Raw genomic sequence first — 22215 nt, forward strand, 5'->3', positions numbered from 1 at the left:
TGTGGGCATGAAAAAGGCCCCCGAGTTGCGGGGGCCGGGTGACAGGGTGCGTTTTTTATTCAACTGGTTAGATAAATCAGTCAGGCTGACGGAGTGCCGTGATACGCGCGGGGTTGAGTGCGGTCAGCAGGTCAATCAGTCGGCCGTTCTCCGCTTCGATGCGGGTAAGGCGATCCTTGATCTCGGACAGGTCGGATTGCAGTCGGTCCGCACGGGCTCGCTGAGCCTCGGCTTCCTCACGCCATACCCGTGCTGTGTTGATCTGGACTGCGGCCTTCACCAGGACGACAGCTGCGGCGACGGATGCCACGGTCCCCGCGAGAGCCAGGATGTTGCTCGGGCTCATATGGCTCCTCTCACAGAGGTGTGATTGTCATCCGCCGCCAGATCGGCCGTGCCGTGAGGGTGGTGACCGTTCCGTTCGACAGGTGAACGTATCCGCCGCGATATGCGGTGTTGTTCACGGTCAGGGTGATGTTCGGTGTGACATCGATGCGCTTCACAATGACCTGTGTAGGTGTGACATCGATCTGGAATGTGACCCACTGGCCAGCCGCGGGAGCAGCGGAGGATGCGGCTGCGAGCTGGGTACCAGTGGTGGATCCTGGTGCGTGGGTATAGAGCTGTAGGTCGCCACTGCCACGCAACGCGAGGTGGTATCCCCCGGAAGCATTGGCCGCACCGAAGCGGTATGTGTCGTCCTTCAGCCGTCCGAAAGCGATGCCGGCATGCTCGATAGCAGGGGGTGGAGTATCGAAGCGCATGTCGAACTGCACCCGGTAACCGCTCGATGGAGGGGTCGGAAGGGAGCGAGACCCGATGAGTCCGGATCCGCTCACGACTCCGAAGTACACGCCGCCGGTCCCGTCGTACTTCAGTGCCCTGGCGGGGTCGTACGTTACGTAGCCCATGTCCCCGGGCGCCTTGATGCCGGTGGCCCAGTCATCGGCCGGGCCAAGCTGCTTGCTGTTGCGCACGTACTGGATCTGCGGGCACATCATGCCGCGTACGCCGAGTCCTACCAGTCGGTCACGTTCGGACCGGCGGTGTACCTCCCAGCCGATGGCGAGTTGCCGACGCGCGGTGATCTCCGCTATGCGAGCGTCGGTCATCCCGTAGGGGGTACCCCACATGTCGATGTTCTCGGCGATGGCGTCCATCTGCGCGTTGGTGGTGGCGACATCGAGGTATGCCCACGTCTGGAAGCCCTGAGCCTTCGCCCAGGGCCACGTGTTCGAGGAGATGTGGCTCTTCCACACAACGGACTGGTTGGCGTACGGATAGAAGTCACTGAGTAGCTTCTTCAGGACCGGTACGGCCGCATTCGACTTTGGCTCCAGGAAGATGATGCAGCGACCCATGAAACGGTCGAGGACATCACGCAGGGGAGTCAGCGGTTGTTCCACCCAACCAGAACCGAGGAGTGGCCCGGCGTTGGTACGCACCTTGTTGTGGACAGCCGCGTACGTCCACGACTCGATACTTCCAGTGCTGTTCGTGGTCCGGTCCAGGAGCGCGTCATGCAGGCATACCAGCACACCGTCCGACGTGACGTTCGCCGAGACCTCGATGGCCTTCGCACCGTGAGCTATCGCGGATTCGTAGGCCATGAGCGTGTGCTCGGGGTATTCCATACCGCTGCCCCGGTGAGCGATGTAGAAGGGCATTTCGCTGATGAGGTCATCCACGGTGATGCTGGTCTGCGGGAGGAACCGGGTAGTAGCCCACTCGCGGCTGCCGTGTGGATCGGTCGCTGAAAGGTGCTCTTTCAGGCGGCTGTTGGTGTCGGTAGGCAGTACCTTGTAGCGGCCGGCCCCGAAGTCAATCCAAACGTATTCTGTCCCATCGGGGCCGTAGAAGGCGGGAATCATTCCGGAGGCATCCGCGGTTAGTATCGACAGTGGATTCCCGTTGATGTCAAGCAGGTCGGTCAGCTGAAGAGCATTGTCGGTGCCGGATTCCCATGCTGTTCCGGTGACGAAAGGGAGTCGCGCGCCGGTAGACGTCTCGGCGGCGGTGTCGGTGGTACCTCCGAAGAGATAACGAGTCATGCGGTCCCCTCGTTGTAGTAGTCGGCTTCGTAGGTTCCGTTGACGATCATCGTGGCTCCCTTTGGGAATCGTCCCCACCAGTCGCCGCCCTCATATGCGTTGTTCGTGTAGTTCTGGAGGATCGGCTGGCAGGTCCATCCGCCGTTGATGTAGCCCGTGCCGATCATGTAGTTCGGCATTCCCTCGTAGACTCCGCCGGTTGTGTTGTTCCAGAGGTTGGCCGCCATCACCTGAATGATTCCTCCCCTGGCGCGCTCGGGAAGGGAGATATTCATCTGTGTTCCGTTCCATGTACGGCCGGATGTATTGGTAACATTCGCCGTGAAATTGAGTGTGTTGGAACCTATCCATTGGTAGTGACCCTTGGCGCGATAGGATCCGTTCGACCAGTTGAGCTGTGGAGCGTAGGTCCGCGTTTTCCCGACCGCAGACACGATGGACCACCCGCCGGCCGCCGCGTACATATGCAGTTCCTCGGCACCGGTTGCACGGTTCTTGAAGTACACGAGGTCGCCCGGCGTCGGGTTTGACGGGACGTTGGTCTCTGCGACGGCGGGGATCCTCCCGCTGTCGTGCAGGGTGCGCACATCTCGGATGCTGTCGATCACTGTGGTACTTCGACGGACAGTCACCTGTGCGAGTGGGTACTGCCAGATGCCGCCGGTGGTCTGCGTTACGGCAGGAGGTATCGGGTTGGCTGCGGGCTGGCCCTTCAGTACACGGATGACTGCCTTGCCGTCCGTCACGGTGAGCTCGATGACCACCAGGTCTACGCGCGGCTGGGCCTCGGTCTGCGGGGCGAGGGGGAGCGTCATCAGCGCTGAAGACCGGTAGGCGAACCCCCGGACGATGGCCCGGCCCGGAGCGATGTCGATTGACCCGACCTGAGTCGTGGAGACCGACACCGACAGTGCCAGATCCCCCCACCGCCCGGTCACACCGCTGAGGGCGGAGGGAGAGACGAGGGACTGCCACCGTGCCGCATCCACCCGTACCCCGTCGCCCTGGTCGAACGGCCAGGATGTTTCAGCCATAGAGACTCCTTGCTTATCCGCCGATGTAGGAGAGGTAGCGGGGTACGAAGTGCAGGCGAATCAGGGTGTTAATACTGACGTCGACCGCGGTGACTTTCAGAACGTTCTTGCCGGGATGCAGCGACCACAGAGCGGAATCCGCTTTCATCTCCGGCCACAGATTGGTACCGCTACTCTTCAGGGTTACGGTCTTTACTCCGGGATTGGTGTCCACGGTCATGGTGTCTTCGCTCGGCACAGTGAACGCGTCGCGCATCTTGAAGGATTTTCCTGTGGTCCGGTTCTCCAGAATGAGTCCGGTAGCCGGTCCCACGCACGACCAGACCGGCCATGATTCAACTGACGAATCGTTGACGACCTCGACTGTTCCATCGGGTTGGAATGATGCGGCACTGATGCGCATCGGAAAGAACGATGGATAGGCGGAGCTGGACAGGAAAGGGGTCGAGGATTCTTGGGTCAGGGTCCAGTCGTATTGCCGCTCCGCATTGGAGTACCAATATGGGTCCATGGCCCGGAAGACCAGGGCGTACTTGATCCAGGTGAACCCGGCGTTATCCCGGGTCTCGGAGCCTTCGCCCCCGGAGAGGTAGTAGCACTCGATGTGACGGGCGATGCCATCGCCCTCGGATACTGTGATCCAGCCTGGCCCAATATTTGGGTTGAGTGCGCCGAGCAGTCGGTTATGAAGCTTGATTGCGCTGATCCGGTCGACTCCGCGAATCACCACAGGAATCGTGATATCGCGTGTGGTGGCCCGAACTGATTTGAAGAGGCCACCGTCCATGTTGGGAAGCTGATCGGCCTTCAGGTCGAATGTCGGCATGCCGAGACCCGCAGGACCTGAGGGGATCCCGATGCCGGCAGATCCCGCTGTGCAGGAGAGATCTCCGGTGAGAGGGATGATATCGAGATTGGCACCCGTCCACGTCATGAAGGTACGCGGCCATCGAATCGGTACGTAGTCGCCGCCGGGGGGAATGCCGCTGTCTGGGACATGCACTGGTTTCGCGGGAATCGGCATGCGTCACATCCTGGAACTCAGTTGGTTGACCTTCCTCCATAGGGCCTTGATCTCGCCGAACACATTCGTCGGCGCATCGGTGCCCTGGTTGCCGACATTCGGCGTGATGGACGACCCTTCTGCGGAGTCGGAGATCGTGACCTGCCGGACGATGTCCTGGTGAACGGTGCCGTCCACTACGCACGTGACCTTGTCACCGAGCCACCAGTGCACCCCGAATGTGAGGGATGGTGTATCCACGGGATAGACCTGCATATTGCCCTGTGACTGGTTCTGGGAAAGGACCTCCTGGCCTCGCTGTCCCATGGTCACCAGGCATGATTGCACGGTCGTGCCGGCCTCGACTTCCCCCACCAGCACCGGCTTGCCAGTCTTGTCCTTCTTCAACGGAACATCGCGGGCATCAACGAATTGCTCTGCGATGACGCCCCAGTAATCTTCCGCTTCCTTGTCGATATACGACGTGATGAAGCGCTCTTTCCCCTCACCTTGAGCGGCGACGATAGCGCGCGTCACCTTGGGTGCGGTCATGGAATACACAAACTCTTTCAAGTTCCCAAGGTCGGGGGAGAACCGAATCATCCCGGTGCGATCTCGGACCTGAAAGGTTTCGAGTCGAATGGTCCTTGTCTCGGGGTCATAGACGTTGCGCCAGCCGATCCCACCTGCCTCCGCGATGGTCTTTACCGCATCGCGAAGGTTGTCGAAGCGGAGACTGTACGGCGTGACCGGCCCGTATTCGTCGTACTTCCATGTTCCGACGGAGGTCGGAGTGAGGTACCCGAATGGTTTGCGACTGTCCAGGGACTCGCTGCCGCTATTCCGGCTGATCACCGATTGCAGCGCATGTGATGCGGTGAGTGCGGTAGTCGTATCGGAAGTCGTCGACTGCTTGTCGAGAGGATTGGAGGGGTCGGGATAGCAGACGTGCGACTGCATGATGTAATTGTCATCGGCTCCGGAGACGAAGAGTGCACCCGGCCCGCTGTCCGTGTCGATGGTCCAATATTTCTGAATGCCCTGCACTGGGCCCGAGAGAATGGGCTTCTCGACACCATTACGGTACACGATGATCCCGCACCCCGGCTGGAGAAGCCGGGCATGCGGCAATCCCGCCTGGATCTTTAGCGTCCACTGGCCGGTATCGCAGAACTTGAGAGTCGCAGTGAATTCAATGTAATCGTCGATCTGTCCTATCGGGATGAGCTCACGGTCCCGGACCACAATCTTGTACTCACCCAAAGGGCCTGCCTCTGATAATGAGACAGGGCAGGAAGTCCGTTAGATCTCCCTGCCCTGTCTCTCTTACTGTGCCGCCGTTAAAGGCCGTGCATCATGTACGCACGGTCCATGGCTCGGAGGATGGTCTCCTCGGTCGGCACGTCCGGCGCCGCGTTCACCGTGACGTTCACGGCACGGCCACCCAGGAGCTCGGATGTCTCCTGCGCGGTGTGAACTCGCTCGCCGCCCCGGAAGGCCACGAGTTCTGGGCCCTGCTCGCCCACCAGGGCGAGACCGGGCGACGCACTGTTCGTGCCCTTGGCGTACCAGTGGTTGCGCTGCCAGAAGTCCCACGCCTGCGCAGGATCGCCGTAGCGCTCCTTGATGTAGCCCAGGCCCCACCGCTCCTGAGTCACCGGGTTGGTGAGCCAGTCAGACCCGGCCGCCGCCATCTTGCTAGCGGGAAGCGACTGGGGGATGCCGTAGGCGCCGCTGTCGCGGTTACGGGCGAGCTGGTTCCATCCTGACTCGCGTGACCACACGGCATCCAGAGCACCGAACTGACTGCCCCATCCCCGGTCGCGCAGCAGCTGCCTGCCGACAGTCTTGTTGCGATCCGGCGTGCCGCCGTCGAGGCCGCCAGCATCCGGGATGTCCACACCCTGTGTGTAGGCGCCCGGCCACCCGGCAAAGCTCACGCCTTGACCACCACCGCCACGAGGACGGAATACATGATCAGGGTCAGACATTGCCCTCACCAATCGCCGCACTGACGGGCCGGTGTTGCCCTCGATAGTGTGAAAGACGCCACCGAGAGCTGACTCGACCATGCCGATATGACCGCCATTGCGGAAGGTGACTACATCGCCGGCACGTGCCTGCGAGGCGTCGATACGCGAGCCCGCGGCCTCCGCGTTCCAGGTGGATACGCTCGGCCATCGGTTGGCCGGCGTGCCCTGCGGAGAGTTCCAGTACGAGGAGTTCGCACCCGCCTTGTCGACCACCCATGACACGAAGTCCGCGCACCACTCCTCGCCGTTGAACTGGTTGTACTTGACTGAGTTCGGCCCGGACTCGGTGTATCCGAGCTCCTGCTGTGCGGCCTTCACCGCAGCCGAAGCACCGCCGACATGCTCGTCGAGGTACCGGCCCCAGCCGAGTAGGTTCGACCTGAACGAGCCGAACATGCCGCTGCCTACCCCGCCCATCACACCGAACGCATCACGGAGCCCAGCAGTGAAACCGCTGAGGTTCTCCGACCATCCGCGCGTGATCGCATCGGCGTACCCGGTGTAGGGATCGGCCTTGTGCGCGGTAACCCAGTCGCTTCCTGACTGCCCCTTCCATCCGATTGGCTGCACGATCCCACCAGCAGCGAAGGCGTTGCCGCCTCTGCGAGCGGTCCGATTCCATGTGTGGATCTGATCGGCACCCAAAGCTCGAACCACCTCCGGACGGAGGATTCCCTCACCCGGAGAGAGGATGGCCGGCACCGTATCCCGTTCCGGCGCGTAGCCTGGAACGACACCACCAGTCGCGAACCGAAGCGGCTGCAAAGGCGCTGCAGAACCTGCGAGTCGCGCCATTGATGCCGTCATTGACACGGCACCGCGGTTGTACGGCCCCGTGACAGTCGATCGAGTGGACGCGTCCACATACGACATCGCGGACCGCCAGGTTCCCGTGATGGAAGACCCCGCAGAGCGGAACTGTCCATCGAGACCTCCGACACCACGACCAAGCGCGGCAAGCGAGGCAAGTGACGACTGCTTAGAGCGGTCAACCTGCTGTGCAGCCTGCGACCACACCAGCTGATGCGACGCAAGGAAAGCTCGTTCCGACTGCGTGAGATCGCCGCGTACCTGAGTCGACCAGGCCGTCATGGACGGCTGCGCGGACGACTGCCACGCAGTCTGTACCGCCGTGCCGATCGTCGACCAGGCACCAACCGATGCCACCTTGAATGCCTCGGTGGTCGGAGACAGATCCGTCGTAACTTCCTGCGACATGCTGACGAAACTCGGCTGAATCAGGGTCCGCCACATCGCCTCAATCTGCTCGGCGAGACTCTTAAAGTTCCCCCCACGAGCAGCGGCATTCAGCCCGTCGATCTGCCCTGTTCCCATCATGCGTACGACCTCGGGTCGCAACACAGCCTCACCGGGCGACAGCATCGTACGCACACTGTCGCGGCCGGGAGAGTACCCGGGAACCACGCCGCCGTTGGCATAGCCCGTCGAGAAGTCGAAGAGCCCCTTCATGTTCGGTAGCGCGTCCTTCAGCCCGGAAAGCAGATCGCCAATGATTTCCTTTCCGTACTGCGAGGGATTGGACAGGAACGACGTGAACAGTTTCCAGGAATCACGGAACATTCCGATGAAGGAGCCGAAAGTGGTGGTTGCCCAGTCCTTCAGATCCTCGACAACGCCCGTGGGATTGGTGAGGAATTGTATGTTGAGCTTCACCAGCTCCTCGGCGCCGGACCACAAGGATTTGACTAGCTCGACGAGGTTGCTGAATACCTCCCCGATGGTATCGAGGCTGAATATGTCGGTGGTCATCCGGCCAGCCCGCCCGAGAACGTTTCCTTCTCCGTGATACACGTTCTCCATAAAGGAGCTGGAGACGACAGGGTTGACCAACCCCATCGCAAGGCCGGCCAGTTGCGACCACGGGGCGCCCTCAGGCTGTTCCGTCAGCCAAGGGGGCAACTTCTGCGTCACCCAGTTGGTGAGTTGGTCAGGGAGTCCGGAGAACTTGCTTCCAGCCCACTGCGTCTTATCGCCGACCCAAGCGCGTACGTTCTTCCCGGTATCTCCGAGTCCCGTCGTCGCGCTATCGACACCAATTGCTGTCGTCGCCGTGCGGACGAGACTGGAGAGATCCAGGATCTTGGTCAGTTCGTCCAGGCCGCCGAAGAGGCTGGAGATACCGCCACCGCCGCCGCCGGAGCCGCCGCTTCGAGGAGCGCCGAGACGGGGTGCTGCCAGCGCAGACATGCGGGCGAAGCCTGCACGGGGACTTGCAGACATGGCAGCAGCAGAGCCACCGCTGGCACTGGCCCCCGCAGACGGACCAATCGATCCGCCACCGAAGGAGGCATGCACACCATGGTCCACGAAGCCGCGTACCAGCGGGGCAGCGGAGCGAGCGGCCTTCTTCTTGCCGCCGCTCTTCTTGTTACCGCCACCCGCGCCGTTCTTATCGCTGTCCCCACCCGTCGCATCGTCCACGGACTTGAGGGCCGCCGCCAGGAGACCGACGGCCTTCGTGACGTCGTTGACTTTTCCTTCCAGTGACTTGAGGCGCTTCTCAGCGGTGCCGTAGCTGACACTATTGATCTTATTAAGCGCGTAGTTCAGACCGGACCGGCCGGACGGAAGTCCGACCGCATCCTTCACTTCAAGGACTCGGGACTTCAGGCTATCGGCGCCCGTAAATTTGCCATTGACGGTGTAGAAGCTGATGTCTTTCAGTCCACGGATGGCCGTTGTCAGGCGAGTGACAGCCGCTTTGGTCTCCTGTACCGAAGCCTTGAGAGATCCTTCCGCCCCGTCGAACTGGCTCCGCACACTGGCTGTGGACGCACTCACATTAAGATTAGTTATCGCAGACCGGGCACCCTTGATCTTGCCTTCGGCCTCACCGGCTGAGGATGCCAGCGACGCAGTCGGCCCACCCAATTCACCCTGAACGCGGGCGAGAGAGGATCCGTTCACCGGTTCCAGGGCTTGCGTCTTGATTGCCTTGACCGCCGACTCCGCCTTCATGGCGGAGCTCTCCACCGATCCCGCGCCCGCGCCGGACAAGTTGTTCCGGGTCGGGCTGAGATCGGCACTGTTCAACGCGGCGATACCAAGGTTCTTGATGTGCTCAATCGCCTCGCGTGCCTTGACCGCCGAGAACGAGACAGACGGTGTACTGCCATCGAACTCGCCTTGAAGATGGGCCAATCGCACCTCATTGATGCGCTTGATCTCCAGGTCCATCAGCTTGAGCTTGTCCTCGACCGCTTTGATGGCCCTCTCGGCCTCGCTGGTGTTCAGATTCAAGGCTTCGGTCTGAGTCCGGGGGACTGCGGGCAGGTGATCGCTGGCCGTATTGCGGCTGCGCTGTCGCCTCTCCCTGCCCTCTTGCTGATGCGTACCGCGCAGTTGGCGGGTGAGCTGATCGCGCTCGGAACGGGAGATGTCCCCGCGGTCATGTGAGCGATCCACGGCATCCCGGCCGGAGCGGTACTGCTCTCGCGACCGCTGCCGGCTGCTCTGTCGAGTCTGGTCATACCGAGCACGGTTCTCACGGAGATCGCGCTCAGTACGCAGGTGATCCCGCGCATTATCGGCGGTCTGCGGAGTCCGGTCGCGGTAACGACGCAGCGCGCGATCCCGACGCCGGTAGTCATCTCGTGCTCGTGACCGGCTGTCGCGTTCGTCGAAGTCGATCCGGCCGCCAGAGCCTCGCTGGATGGCAGTACGGGCGGTTCCCCGCAGGGTGTCCGTCCTGCTCTGACCCATCCGCCTGCGTGTGTTGTCACGGCTTTCGCGGAGATCGTTGCTCCACCCCCACCCGTCGGCCTGTGCGGCCCGTGTGCGGTTTCGGGAGGCTCGGTAGCCCCCAGTGAAGGATCCGCCACCACGGGAGGAGAGCACCCCGGCACCGAGATGCTTTGCACTACGGGACAGGCCGAGAGCCGCAGTGCCCAGTCCCTTGGCTGTACCGACGACGGCCTTACCGAGGATCTTGGCTGATCCGCCGAGCCCGGAGGCGATCGAACCGACCTTCCCCAAGATCTTCGCAGCCACACCGAAAGCAATCAGAAGCGGCAGCGCCTTGAGCGAGAAGGAGATGAGCGTCTTCATGAACCCCTGAAGCGCGGGGTGATCCTTGAGGAATGCCACGGCGGACGTCGCAATGCTGATGACCCGATTCAGGCCGTCAACAAACGATTTCGCCGCGACCTTCATGCCGGGAAGAACTTCTACCCACAGAACCTTCAGCCCGTCGAGAACCTTGAGGACATTCATGTATAGGTCGGTCTTGACGTGCGTGAGCATGCCGGTATCCGGATCGCGGGCGACCTCAAATTTTCCGTTCTTGTCGCGCTGGGCAAACAGGCCCATGAGGTCGCGCTGCATCCCTTCCTTCATGCCCTGAAGGCGACCACTGATCGTAGCGGTCTGCGCCCTCTTCGCTGAATCATCAATGCCCTTGCCCGAGTTGATGATCTCTTCAACGAACTTCCGGCCGCTCGGGGCTTTCGATTCCGTCATGTCGGCCATGAGGAGAGCGGAGGCGGTCTTTCGCTTCCCCGGCGTGCCCTTGTCTTCTACGTAGTTCGGCTTCCCGTCCTTGAAGCCGTTCTGAACGTACTTACCGCCGTTGTTCTTGACCCACTCGTAGTGACCGGCGTCCTTGGTATAGCCGCCGCGCGAGTTCTTGATGAACTCGCCCTTCTCGTCCGCCTTCCAATTGCCCTTAGTGTCCTTGGAGTAGTGGGCCTTATCGGTCTGCTCGACATACTTCTTGTCATAGTGCTGCCCCTTGGAGGGAACCACACTGGTACCGCTTTGGTCCTTGTAGCCGAGCATGGTCGCGATCTGCTGCATGGACATGTTCGTAGCGTTCTCGAACGGCTTGAGATTTCGGAGGGTCAGCTTGTCGGTATCCAGGATGTACGCGATCTGCTGCATGGCGCGAGACAGCTTCTCAGGGTCGGTGATACCGCCCTTGGCCGCGTTGTTCGCGATGGCCTTGATGAGCTGTTCGGACTGCTTGGCGGCAGTGTCCGGCTTCGTCCCGTGGGACGTGAGGATACGTACGTACTGCGGAGCGAACTCGTTCATATCGGCAAGACTGAACGAGGAGTTGATGGCAAAGTCCTGAAGGTCGTTCAGCATGACCTTCGTTGCCGTGATCGACACGCCGAGTCCTCCGAGCGAGTTCGCGGCCTTGTCGAAACTGTCGGTCGCCTTCACGCCGAATGTCGTGGCCAGACCGCCAGCGATAGCGAGGGGAGCAATGACATTGCGGCCGAGTAGCGTTGCCAGCTCCGCCGACTGAATACCCAAATGGTCGAGCTGCTGGGCGCCCCGTCGGAAGCCGGTACCCATCGTGGTCAGTAGGCCGGCCTGCCGTACAGCAGCAGCCTCTTGCGCTGCCGTAGCGGCAGTGAGCTGGGTACGCAGCTGAGCCAGACGCTCCGTCAGTTCTGCCTTGTAGTCCATGGTGACTTGGCGTTCGGCCTGCATTTCCTGGGTCTTCGCTGCCTTGTAGTCACGCAGACCCTCACGCAGACTCGCCTGCAACGCCGCGTTGTTCTGCCGCAGAACAGCCTTGTACTCAAAGCCCGTTGCCTTGAAAGCCTCCTGCTTGCGGAGTTCTCCGAGCTGGCTGGCCTTGACCATCGTCTTGACGGCGGATTCTTCGTCCAGGCCCATTGTCGACAGGATGCGCTTATGCCGGGCAGAGAGACCTTTCAGGGCGTTGTATTTTTCGTCGGCGGCTTGGAACGCTAGGCGGACGATGGTCGCGGTGGCCTGGCCCTCCGTCTCGACGACCCATTGAATCGCCTTGACCTGGGCCTGAGCGGCCCGCGTGGCAGCGGCTTTGAGAGCGGCCTCGGACGCCTTACCGGCCTCGGCGGCCTCGGCGGCCATCTCCTCCAGCGCGGCGGAGACCTTGGGAACAAAGCCTCGTTCGAATGCCTTGCCCGCCTCATCGGCGGTACGTCCGATAGCCCGAACCGTCTCTTCCTGCATCGTTCGCGTCGCGGAAAGATCGAGCGTCGGAACTACCGGAACCTTGGCCCGCGCTACGGGTATGCCCTGATCCTCAGCCATCAAGGCCCCCTTAGATTGAGTTCATCTCGCCAAACCACGCGGCGAGTTCTGCGCCGGAGGCCATGACAGGTTTGGTCGGCTCGCTCTCGGCAACACCCGGGCGCCACATGGGCTCGGGCGGATCGATATCACTGTCTCCGCTGGAATTGGCGCGGATGAACATGTAGTTAGCGGCCTCCAGCGAATCGGAGATACGCGCCAGGATATGAGCCTCGTGCGACCAGATCGCCGACTCATCTACCGCCGTCACCAGTGCCCCAGACCCTTGCCGGGATAGGAGCGAGGAGATGAGTACATGCACGCGTCTCAGGGAGAGTTGACCTGTCCACAGGTCCAGCAGATCGACCCCGTACACCTCTAGCAGGTCGGCCTCAAGCTCATCGCTGTGGTCCCTCAGTACGGTGAGGGTGCGAATCAGTTTCCCGAATCACCGAACCCGGCACCCTGGGTGATGAGGTTGGCGAACTCCTCGAAATCCTCGATAGTCGGCTCGGTCGTCGAGAACTTTGCCCACTGAGTCGGGCCGACGATGGCACGGATAATCGCCAGTTCACCACGGTCGTCCTCGATTGCCTCCAGAACAGGAAGGGGCAGGCGCTTCGCGGACTCCACAAGGAACGTGATGTTCTTGTACTCGACCTCTGTCGGCTGGCCGGTTGCCTCGGCCTTCTTCGCAGCGGCGGTCGGGGTCTTCTTAGCGGTCGGGACAGCCATATTTGTACTCCACAGGACAGGGGGAAAGGGTGAGTGCCGGGGCGGTTTGAGCCAGCCCCGGAAGGCTCAGAGTTAAATAGATAGATCAGGCATCGGGCGGCGCGGACACTGCGGGAGACTTCCGCATCGTGGTGCCGGCATCCACGCTGTCGGCGAAGAGGGGAAGCGCCGTGATCGGAGCAATCGACGGGTCGTCGGTCAGGAGATAGCCCAGAGTGCCGTCGCTATCCAGTGCGTCAAGGGTCAGTTCGAAGGTCTGGTTCTTGGTGCGGGTCAGGGAGATCGAGCCGCGGTCACTCACCATGGCGCGGCCGACAACTGCCCGGTACTTCGCAGCATCGTCCGACCAGTCCACGACCAGCGAGACCTCCGCGAGATCCGGATTGGAGGAGATATCCAGCCGGTACTGTTCCCGGTCACCCGGCTTCTTCGGCGTGACCTTGACCCACTCCGAGCCGTAGAACAGCCGGGTGGTCACGTCATTGCCCTGCATCAGAGTCGACTTGACCTGAAACGCGGCCGACTTCACATAGCGCAGGACCGGAACGGAACTCTGCCAGACGGCCAGCTCGTCCGTCTCGATCTTCGGTGTGATTTCGGTTCCGTCCTCCGAGCAGTAGCCCAGCGCGATGAACCCGGCAGTCTTCAGGTCGTCATCAACGCCCTGTGGCAGAGCATCGACAGCGAGCGCACCGAAATGAACGTAGAGGGCACCATGGGGTGCGAATCGAATTTGCTTAGCATCATTGCCAACAGCAGCCATAGGCAGTCTCTCTCAAGGATCGGGGCATGGAAAAAGCGGCCACCAGTTGGGTGACCGCTTGCGGGGATGGGGCTGGGTCAGGCGGATGCCTCGGTGAGGTAGAGCGCAATGTCGTGGACGTATCGGAACTCGGCTGACGTGGCGTCGGGCAGCGGGAACGGCATGGAGACCTCGGCAACATCGAGGACCTGGGCGCCGCCGACGACCGTGCCGGGCAGGTCATCGAGCAGGGAATCCCGCAGAGTGGATGCCAGGCCGGCGGCCTGGGTGTGCGTCGAGTGGTAGACGTTGATCGTCACGTCCGCACGGTCCATCCGGCGGCGCACCACCCGGTATCCGCCGGTGCCTTCCAGCACGACCGTGGGCTTCCCCCGGACACGACCGATCCGCGTACCGGACACCATGACGCCCGACAGATCCGGCAGAGTCGCGATGTAGGCGTGGAGTACTGCGATGGGGTCACTCGACACTGCGGCGCTCCCTTGCTACTGCTTCCCGGAGGAAGTGGTACGCAGGTGTCTTGTCCGTGCCGTACTCCAAATGCATCGCATGGGAAGCACCCGCGGGAACATCGGCATCAGGCACCACGCCACCGATGGGCTTCCCGTCGATCCACACCACCGCAGTCCTGACATTGACCGCAGCTGCGGTCTGGTTCCCATGCGGGCGGCGTCGGTTCACCCGGGCCAGCATCGACCGGTACCGCCTGGCAATGCGCAGCGTGGCCTTCTCGACCTCCGCCGCCGCTTGCGCTGATCCTTCGAGGCGAACCAGGGCCCGTTGATCCCATTCGATCTCAATGCCGTTGGGCTTGCTCACGTCGTCACCTCCCACATGCGGACGACCACATGACGGAGAGACCCGCGATCCCAGCGGGCCGGGATGCCCCGTACCTCGTACCAGTCGCCTCGATAGAGGACACGGTCCGAGGCTTTCGGCTCGGCGGATACCGGAAGGAATGCAGTCCGTACCGCGGCTGCCGTCTCGGTGGAAGGGTCATCATCTTCGGTGCTTTGGTAGGGCTGTACTGAGGCCGGCCCCGACCAGATTCGCCGAGCGCTATCCCAGTCACGTAGACGCGTATAGCCGTCTTCGACGACCGGTGCACGGTGGATTTCTAGGAGGTCATCGAAGCGCATGAGACCTCCTGACCTCACGAGACGTCACGGTTCTGCGGTACTTGCGCAGGGCCTGCTGAGCGCCTGCTGACAGTCCCTGAGAGGGAGCGGAGAGGCCGTAGGAGATCTCAAGATCGCCGACGCGTTCACTCATGACGCCAGGCTGAACAGCCAGCCACCGGGCCACCTCCGCACACACGATGGCCACCACAGCAGGCGGCACGGCCGGATACCCGTATGTGGCCGTCACGGTGATGTAGTGCCCGTGCTCCTGGGCAACCAGCTGCCAGCCGCCTGGAAACCACAGCGACCCACGGCGATACAGCCACCGCCCCATCACAGGCGTGCCATCCGCCGCAACGACACTGGTTACAGCAAGAACGGGACGCATGAACCGGGGGAGCGCCACCTCCGCATCCGGGACCAGGTCCAAGAGCACTGGCTCATCTCGATGGAACTGGAAGTCGGCGCCACAGTGATCGGTCACCAGGGCTGAGACGTCATCGAGGAAGGCGCTGATGCGCGGTCTTTCCTCATCAGTGACCGGTCGGCCCAGCCGTACGGCCACATCCTCAACGGTTGCCAGGCTCACGGCGGCTCACCGCCTTCTTGGCCCGGCGCCGTACCGGCTTCACCGGTTCGACAGCATCACCCTCACCCCAGCCACTACCGGAGAGCATCGGCTCACCAGAAGCGACCTTCAGCGGGGAGAGGGCTACGAAGGGTTTTTCGGGCCGATGGCGATGAGCTGCTCCGGCCGGACGATCTTCGCGTCGTAGTGAATGCGCGATTTGATCGCGTCCGTGAACTTCTTCTCCGGCTTGTAAGTTGCCATCTCCGCATGCGGGATCACGACACTCACCGCATTGGTTGCACCGAGCAGCATGTCAATATTGCGCAGGTTGTCAATAGCGGGTTCGACCATCGGCTTGTTCGGCGTCTTCACCGTGCCAAGCTGGTTCGAGACATAGATCGGGATGTTAAGAATCTGGCCGATGTGGCCAGTTGGGATAACCGGCTGGCCCCCGTAGAACGATGCGTTGATGAACATCGGATCCTTCAGGAACTCCTTGCGGACACCCGGGGAAATCACCAGGTAGCGGTCCTCTGGGGCTTCGATATAGTCGAGCTGCATGATCGCTTCGAGGATCATGTCGTAGGCGGAATCCGTCGGCTTCCGCTCCAGCTTCTCCACCTTGCTCGGCAGATCCACCATCGCGGCAGGCAGAGCGCCAGCGGGGGCGGAATTCGCGTCCTTGCCGTTCATCGCATGCGTGATGGTGTCCGCAACCACCATGTCCAGGGACCGAGCCGCGCGGCGTCCACGCTGGCGCACGAGCGACGTCATCTTGTCGATACCGGCCTGAGTGAAGAGCTGATCCAGGGAATCGATCTCCAGATGGAACGAGGAACCCTTCTGGACCGTCATCCGGATGTAGTCGAGTTCGGCATGGTCGGCTTCGCCGATCTCGCCGTACGCCTTCACGACGCCCTTGTCTTCCACGGTGTCGATGAAGTGCGGAACTCGAATCGTGTCGCCGCCCTTACGGAACTCGCCCTCATAGGTGCGGTTGGTGATGAGCGGGGACGAGAGAATGCTGTGCTGTTCGAGATCCTGGAGTAGCTGAGACGTCCAGATCTCCGGCGTGAATACGCCCTCTACGCCTGCGGTCAGGCGCGCTCCTGCATCCTTAGAAAAACCTGCCATATAGAGTCCTTAGTGGTTAGATCTCCCCGCGCATGACGGCATCGAGCAGGCCCTTATCCCGGGCGGTGTTGATCTGCGCGGTAGTCATGCGGGCGAGATCGGAGCGTGAAATCTGACCGGCCGTGCTGGACCCCTGTCGACCGAGCCCAAGGCCCTGCGCGTATACCGGGGCCTTCTTGGCCGTCGGCAGCGTGGACACGAATGCCTTCACCGCTGCCGGATCCGGGCTGCCGTCCTCGCTCACAAAGCGCGACAGGTTCAGGAAGTCCGCGTCAGGCAGCGTCGCCCCCGCGCTGGCCGCCTGGGCGCGTAGCTCGGCCGCCGCCAGGCGCTCACCGACCTCCGACAGGACAGCCGTGCGTGTCTCGGTGCGGGCCTGCTCAAGCGCCCGCTCCTGGTCGGACATCGAGACCTGCCGAAACTGGTCGAGTTCCTTGGACGCGGCCTTGAAGCTCGCTTCGTTCTTGCGAGAGAGGCCCTTCCACTTCTCGACCTCTGCCTGAAGTGCGGAAGGGTCGAGCGCAGGAGCTACGTCAACCGGGGTACCGGCTGGATCTGTCACTGCGGCGGAAGAAGCCTGCGCGGATGCGGGCGTGATGGTGGTGTCAGTCATGTGTGGCCATCCATTTCGGAGACGAGACAGCCCCCGTTCCGGGGGCCAGTGGAGAGGTTGTATCGAAGGGTCATCGCCGACTGGCGTCGTCCCCGGCCTGCTTGCGAGCAGCATTGCCCGCGTTGCCCTGGGGGGCAGTTGCCGCCATTTCGGCGACATCATTCGTAGCTCCCGCGGGCTGGGAAGCAGAGGAGGAGATGGCAGAGGGGTACTCGCGTATGAGCGCTTCCTGAAGGTCCAGCAGCGCGGGAAAGCGGTCGATCTCCTGTGGAGTGAACCCGGCTTTCTCCCAGAGAACCGCAGCCGGCACGCCGAGCGCGAAGAGCTTGACCAATGCGTCCATGTGCTGTGCTTCACTGCGGTTCTCGACCTCGCGCCAGATGACTTCGGCGCCGTAGGCGTCGGCACGAGGGTCACCCTTGACGGCGAAACAGAGCCTCATGACCTCGACCCAAGCGCGACCGAAGTGCAAGATGCGCTCGCGGGCCTTGGCAACGAGTCCGTACTCCGCAGCCTCGGCACCCTCTCCAGTAGCGGGCTGACCGCTGGGGTCAATCATGTAGGAGGGGATGCGGGAGATCGCCGCGAGATGCTGAGTCAGCATGTCGATCAGCGTCCTGTAGTTCTGCAAGTCCGCTGACTGGAACTGGCCGAACTTCGCTTGCGGGTCCTCCGCCTGGAGCACCTTGTCGATCGCGATCCGGAACGGTTCAATCGGGTTTCCGGCCTCGTCCTCGACGATCTCCAGCCCGGTCACGAAGCGTGCCGGGAAGGCCGCCATCTCGGACGCAACCAGCGCGTCCGTTCCGGTCTTGTTGATCGCGTCTTGCAGCGGGATCACTGACGCAAGGTCAGAGGTCGGATGGCCTGTCAGGCGGGCCCGATTGGAGATCGGTACGACGGGAACGCGTTTGAGGGGATTATCTGCTTGTACGGGAGGGAACCAACCAAGTCCCTGGGCGAACGAGGTGTACACGTATTCATCGGTCCACAGGGTTGCGTACTGCCTGCCCCAGTCATCCGAATAGAATTTCGCGGCGGCCTCAATCTCCGTACGAGATCCGGCCCGGTACTGCACGATGACATGCTCGGCGGACTCACACGAGATGATCGGCTCGCCATCGACGCCCGCCCACACAATCGCGTACGACTCGCCGTGCAGCATGGCATCCAGGTGGGCACCACTCGACTGCACGGTCATGTCGTTCCGCAGCCAAATCTGCTGCGCGTCCTGGTCTGCGTCCGGATCCGATGTCATCCGGAAGCCCTCAACCGCGAGGCGTTCGTTCACAGAGTCCACGATCAGGCCGCAGAAGTTGTCGGACCAGTCGCGGAAGGCATCGCCAAAAGCGGTGTTGTAGAGACTCTGGCTGAACGGCATCGTGGACTGACGGCCCTCGTAGTAGTCCGCGTACCGCCGGATCTGGGCCAGCCGGGTACTCAGGCGACCCTGTAGGTATATGAGCCATTCCACCGGAGTGGACGGCGGGGATCCAAGGTGGAAATCATCCGAAGCCAATCACCCGCCTCCTCTTCTTAGTCAGCCGGCCGTCCGCTATCGCATCCGCGCGGGCCTCGAAAGCCAGCACGGCGCACACGGCGAGGTCGATCTTGCGTTTGGATTTTGGACTGTCCTTCCGGATGAGGACTCCCTGCGGTATCTCGCGACTCACGGCGTTGAGGACGTGGCGAGTCAGCGTTCCCGGGTCCTCATGCGAGAGGTCACCGGTGGTCACCGCGGTACGGAATCGTTCCAGCGCATGCACCATCCGGGAGGGCTTGGAAGTCCAGTACTCGAAGACTCGATCGTCGCCGTACGCGAGCGACCACCGACCGATCGCTTCCTGCCAGTACGGCGGATCCGCGTACATCCACACCACGTCATAGGTGGCGAAGGCGTGTTGAATCACGGCCTCTACGGCCAGAACATCAACTTCCCAATCGGGGCCGGCGTGGTCTGGCTTCTCCCATACACCCAAGGTGAAGAGCCGCCCGTCACGCAGTCTGCAACCCACCAGCCCAGTGGCATCGCCGAAGAGACTCCCATCGAACCCGCACGTGATCTGATCGCCCGGCTTGATGGGATCAGCGTCTGAGAAGCAGGCATCCCACTCAGCCTTGCTCATCCAACCCGCCGCGCTCTCCGCAATGTTGTTGAGGTAGAACCGGTAGTCGTGCGCGGGGTTGTCGCTGTAGACGATGACGCTGACGAGCTGGTCAACCGGCGCCCACCAGGAGTCTCCGTACGCCTCGACCAACCCGGCCCGCACGCGATCGGGGTCCTTGAGGTCGATGTTCGGCTCGGCCTCGCGACAGTCGTAGAGGATCAGGGGATGGCCGTTCAGGACCGCTTCGTGTGTCCTCTGCGCAACAGAGTCTTCGTTGGGGTCGTAAGCGTTGGTCGTCTGCACACTCCGGGAACCCTGCGACAGAGTCTTGTTCGTGTTGCGCTGTAGCGTCTGGTGGAAGATGGGCCCCGAGTTGGAGTGCACCCAGTGATGCGTCTCATCACAGACGACGAACGTCGGCCGCGCCCCTTCGTTCCCTCGGGTGGAAGACGTGACAGGCGTAATCTTGCCCGGCCGATTCCCCTTGAACTGGATCATCGTCTTCGAGATATCGAGGTCGTATTCACGCTCCGCCGGCGACTCCGAAAGCATGCCGCGGATCATGTCCATCGTCTGGGCTGTCTGATCCAGCGAAGTGGCCGCAAGCTGGACTAGAGGAAGATGTACATGCTTGCCAACCGGGATCTTCGTCCCGTCCTTAGCCAACTTGACGACGCCGGTAAATCGACACGGGCCGATGAACTCAATGATCGCCAATGCTGCGAGTAGCGGCGTCTTCCCGAAGCCCTTGGCGCGCCTTAGCGTGGCCTCGTTGTACACCCACGAACCGTCAGGCTTGAGCGCGTACAGCCATTTGATGAAGTGCTTTTGCTCTTCGGTGAAACGCCAAGGCGAACCGGCACGCTCGCCATCCGGCTGGACAATAAAGCGCTCCGCCCAAGCCAGGATGTGATGCCCGAGGGTGAGATCAGGCGCATGCGCCGGGAGATTTCCCGTCTGCGGCACAGCCTCACCCCGTATCTACTTATCCAATTAGCTCGTCCAGCACGTCATCCCCCGCCGAATCACTGCCCGACTTCATGCGCATACGCAGGCGCTGGCGATCGAGCACGGTTCCGCCGAGCAAGGATTCCTGCTGGCGCAGCTCCGCATATGCGCGGAGGTCGGCACCTTCCATCTCGTAAATACGCTGTACGAGGAGAGTAAGAGTCTTGAGACGCTGAACGTCAGTCGGTAGGAATTGCTCGGACTGTGGCGAATGGCGCCATGTCTCCCACCACTCCTGAACTTCGGGAAGGAAGCGCTCCGGGTGGTCGAGCTCAGGCACGATGCTGGACCCTGTCCCGGTCAGCTCTGCCGTCTCGTGGCGGTTCCGCCGTACCGCGTTTGCTTTGGGTGGTGCACCTCGGCCAGCCAACTAGCGCACCCCCCGCATCATGCGGTGAGGGAGGCCGTACAGGTCCCCCAGGTCCTCCAGCTCTTCCCGTGCCTCCTGCTGCCACGACCGACGCTCAGCCGCACGTGTCCGCAGAGGTGAGACACCGAGCGCCTGGCCTTCGGGCTGACACTGGCAGGCGTCACAGGATCGGCTACAGGACATGCGGGACTCCTTTGAATTAGATAAATCAGAGGGCAGATCTACCGAACTGCGACTCGCGGACGCTCTTGGCCTTATGGCAGGTCTTGCAACATGCTGCAAGGTTTAGCGGGTCGTCCGTACCACCGAGGGCGACGGGGATAATGTGGTCGACTTCATTTGCTTTAGGGCTCCCGCACAGGTAGCAGTGGTAGCTATCCCGGCGGAGTATCTGGAGCCTCAGTCGTGACCAGCCAGCATGCCGGGCCTGGTTTCTCTTCGATGTATTCGACCAGGGCTGACGAGGATCCACACGCCGTATCGCATGTTCTGTGCATGCGCCGGCCTTGATGGCAATCCTGGGACATCCGGAGCGGAAGCACGTTTGTTTTGCTCTAGGCATGCATACCTACTAAAAGTCTCGGGGTGTCATCCCCCGGAAGAAATCAGACTGCACTGTCATCACTGGGGTGACGTGATGAAATTGCTTCCGGGGGAAGAACAGCCCCGCAGGGGCGCTCTATCAAAGGAGCCTCAACCCTGCGGGGAGCTTGATACTCCTGAGCAGTTTTGTAGCGCTCAGAAGGAGTGATGCTGAAAATCTGTTGTGGTGACCAGATTTCAGAACAGATACATAAGGTTCGGAAGAATCTGAGTTACTAACCTTTGAAGGCTGTAGATGTACCTAGGAATCTTCTATCTCTTGTATTCCTTATAGGGAGGAACGTGTGCGTGTGTTGTTCTCTCATACCTATAGCGGTGTCACGCCTCGAAAGCGAGACGGTGATGCGGCTGTGATCGCCGTCACATCTCGGCGGGCTTGACCGTGCGTACACACTTAAGTAATGTTCTGCATGTCACCACACACCAGCCGCCGACTCCGGGGCATGGTGTGCACGTACTGGCAACTGGGTCACGAGCCCGGATGATCGGTACGGCTGTGACCCCGGGAGTGATCCAGGGTTGACAACGGCACAGCATGTCTCAGGCCACCCCGAGAGCGCGGGAGGCACTACCTGATCAAACGTCGAGAAGCATCGACGTATCCACCAGTCCCACAGCGGCCTCCGCAAGGTGCCCGACCCAGATTTTTCGCCGTTGAACACGGCCTCTCTCCGCCGGTTCGCCGGTCGCCAGTGCAGGCACTACCACTGCATGGGGGAGAGGAAGCGGGGAGGACTGGCGCGGCACCCAGGCGAAGAACCGTGGGCTGGCTGGATGGGCATGAGGTGGGGGTCCCCGAGAGACGGGTATTCAGGTTTGAGCCCTGGAGGTCGCCCGCCGTTCGCCCAACGATCTACCAACACGACATCGATCGACCACAACTTAGTGAACGACTCTGAGAATCTGGCAGAGACTCCGTGGACTCGCTCCCAGGGCGGCTCCGCCATATTCTCAGCCATGTACACCGAGGATCGGCGCATGAGCAGCAAAGACCGAGAGAAGCTCAAATACCGAGAGAAGAGGCGGGGCACACGCATGGAC

General features: G+C 61.8%; 18 protein-coding genes. All 18 read right to left on the bottom strand.

Annotation, left to right across the window (positions count from 1 at the left end):
- Positions 1–76 precede the first annotated feature (76 nt).
- Positions 77–346, bottom strand: a complete 270-nt coding sequence (locus O3X23_RS14645; protein ID WP_269271792.1) for a hypothetical protein — start codon at positions 344–346, stop codon at positions 77–79.
- A 10-nt stretch (positions 347–356) separates the two neighbouring features.
- The gene (locus O3X23_RS14650) at positions 357–2051 is read right to left on the bottom strand and encodes a glycerophosphodiester phosphodiesterase (protein WP_269271793.1); all 1695 of its coding nucleotides are present in this window, start codon (positions 2049–2051) and stop codon (positions 357–359) included.
- Positions 2048–3085, bottom strand: a complete 1038-nt coding sequence (locus tag O3X23_RS14655) for a hypothetical protein (protein ID WP_269271794.1) — start codon at positions 3083–3085, stop codon at positions 2048–2050. The genes O3X23_RS14650 and O3X23_RS14655 overlap by 4 nt, the downstream gene beginning before the upstream one ends.
- 13 nt (positions 3086–3098) lie before the next feature.
- Positions 3099–4109: a phage tail domain-containing protein gene (locus O3X23_RS14660; protein WP_269271795.1), complete on the bottom strand. Its 1011-nt coding sequence runs from the start codon at positions 4107–4109 to the stop codon at positions 3099–3101.
- Between the two features lie 3 nt (positions 4110–4112).
- A complete protein-coding gene (locus tag O3X23_RS14665) occupies positions 4113–5351 on the bottom strand; it encodes a siphovirus ReqiPepy6 Gp37-like family protein (protein ID WP_269271796.1) in 1239 nt (412 codons plus the stop codon).
- Positions 5352–5428: 77 nt separating this feature from the next.
- Positions 5429–12169 (bottom strand): CHAP domain-containing protein, encoded by a 6741-nt coding sequence (locus O3X23_RS14670; protein WP_269271797.1) that lies wholly within the window; start codon positions 12167–12169, stop codon positions 5429–5431.
- A gap of 10 nt (positions 12170–12179) precedes the next feature.
- Positions 12180–12419, bottom strand: coding sequence for a hypothetical protein (locus tag O3X23_RS14675; protein ID WP_269271798.1), 240 nt, complete (start codon positions 12417–12419; stop codon positions 12180–12182).
- A gap of 164 nt (positions 12420–12583) precedes the next feature.
- Positions 12584–12883 (bottom strand): hypothetical protein, encoded by a 300-nt coding sequence (locus tag O3X23_RS14680; protein ID WP_269271799.1) that lies wholly within the window; start codon positions 12881–12883, stop codon positions 12584–12586.
- Positions 12884–12968: 85 nt separating this feature from the next.
- Positions 12969–13646, bottom strand: a complete 678-nt coding sequence (locus O3X23_RS14685; RefSeq protein ID WP_269271800.1) for a phage tail tube protein — start codon at positions 13644–13646, stop codon at positions 12969–12971.
- Positions 13647–13723: 77 nt separating this feature from the next.
- Positions 13724–14116 carry a hypothetical protein gene (locus O3X23_RS14690; RefSeq protein ID WP_269271801.1) on the bottom strand — a complete coding sequence of 131 codons (393 nt, stop codon included), beginning with the start codon at positions 14114–14116 and terminating at the stop codon, positions 13724–13726.
- Complete coding sequence (locus O3X23_RS14695; RefSeq protein ID WP_269271802.1) at positions 14106–14465, bottom strand: hypothetical protein; 360 nt, start codon at positions 14463–14465, stop codon at positions 14106–14108. Before O3X23_RS14695 ends, O3X23_RS14690 begins: the two co-directional genes overlap by 11 nt.
- A 306-nt stretch (positions 14466–14771) precedes the next feature.
- On the bottom strand, positions 14772–15356 hold the full coding sequence (locus tag O3X23_RS14700) for a phage gp6-like head-tail connector protein (protein ID WP_269271803.1): 585 nt from the start codon (positions 15354–15356) through the stop codon (positions 14772–14774).
- Positions 15357–15479: 123 nt separating this feature from the next.
- On the bottom strand, positions 15480–16472 hold the full coding sequence (locus tag O3X23_RS14705) for a phage major capsid protein (protein WP_269271804.1): 993 nt from the start codon (positions 16470–16472) through the stop codon (positions 15480–15482).
- Between the two features lie 16 nt (positions 16473–16488).
- Positions 16489–17085 carry a hypothetical protein gene (locus tag O3X23_RS14710; protein WP_269271805.1) on the bottom strand — a complete coding sequence of 199 codons (597 nt, stop codon included), beginning with the start codon at positions 17083–17085 and terminating at the stop codon, positions 16489–16491.
- A 70-nt stretch (positions 17086–17155) separates the two neighbouring features.
- Positions 17156–18604 (bottom strand): phage portal protein, encoded by a 1449-nt coding sequence (locus O3X23_RS14715; RefSeq protein WP_269271806.1) that lies wholly within the window; start codon positions 18602–18604, stop codon positions 17156–17158.
- Positions 18591–20159, bottom strand: a complete 1569-nt coding sequence (locus tag O3X23_RS14720) for a hypothetical protein (protein WP_269271807.1) — start codon at positions 20157–20159, stop codon at positions 18591–18593. The genes O3X23_RS14715 and O3X23_RS14720 overlap by 14 nt, the downstream gene beginning before the upstream one ends.
- A gap of 19 nt (positions 20160–20178) precedes the next feature.
- On the bottom strand, positions 20179–20571 hold the full coding sequence (locus tag O3X23_RS14725) for a phage terminase small subunit (protein ID WP_443047853.1): 393 nt from the start codon (positions 20569–20571) through the stop codon (positions 20179–20181).
- A gap of 208 nt (positions 20572–20779) precedes the next feature.
- Positions 20780–21133, bottom strand: a complete 354-nt coding sequence (locus O3X23_RS44170) for an HNH endonuclease (RefSeq protein WP_443047854.1) — start codon at positions 21131–21133, stop codon at positions 20780–20782.
- Between the last annotated feature and the right edge of the window lie 1082 nt (positions 21134–22215).

Source organism: Streptomyces sp. H39-S7, from assembly GCF_027158205.1.
Lineage (GTDB): Bacteria > Actinomycetota > Actinomycetes > Streptomycetales > Streptomycetaceae > Actinacidiphila.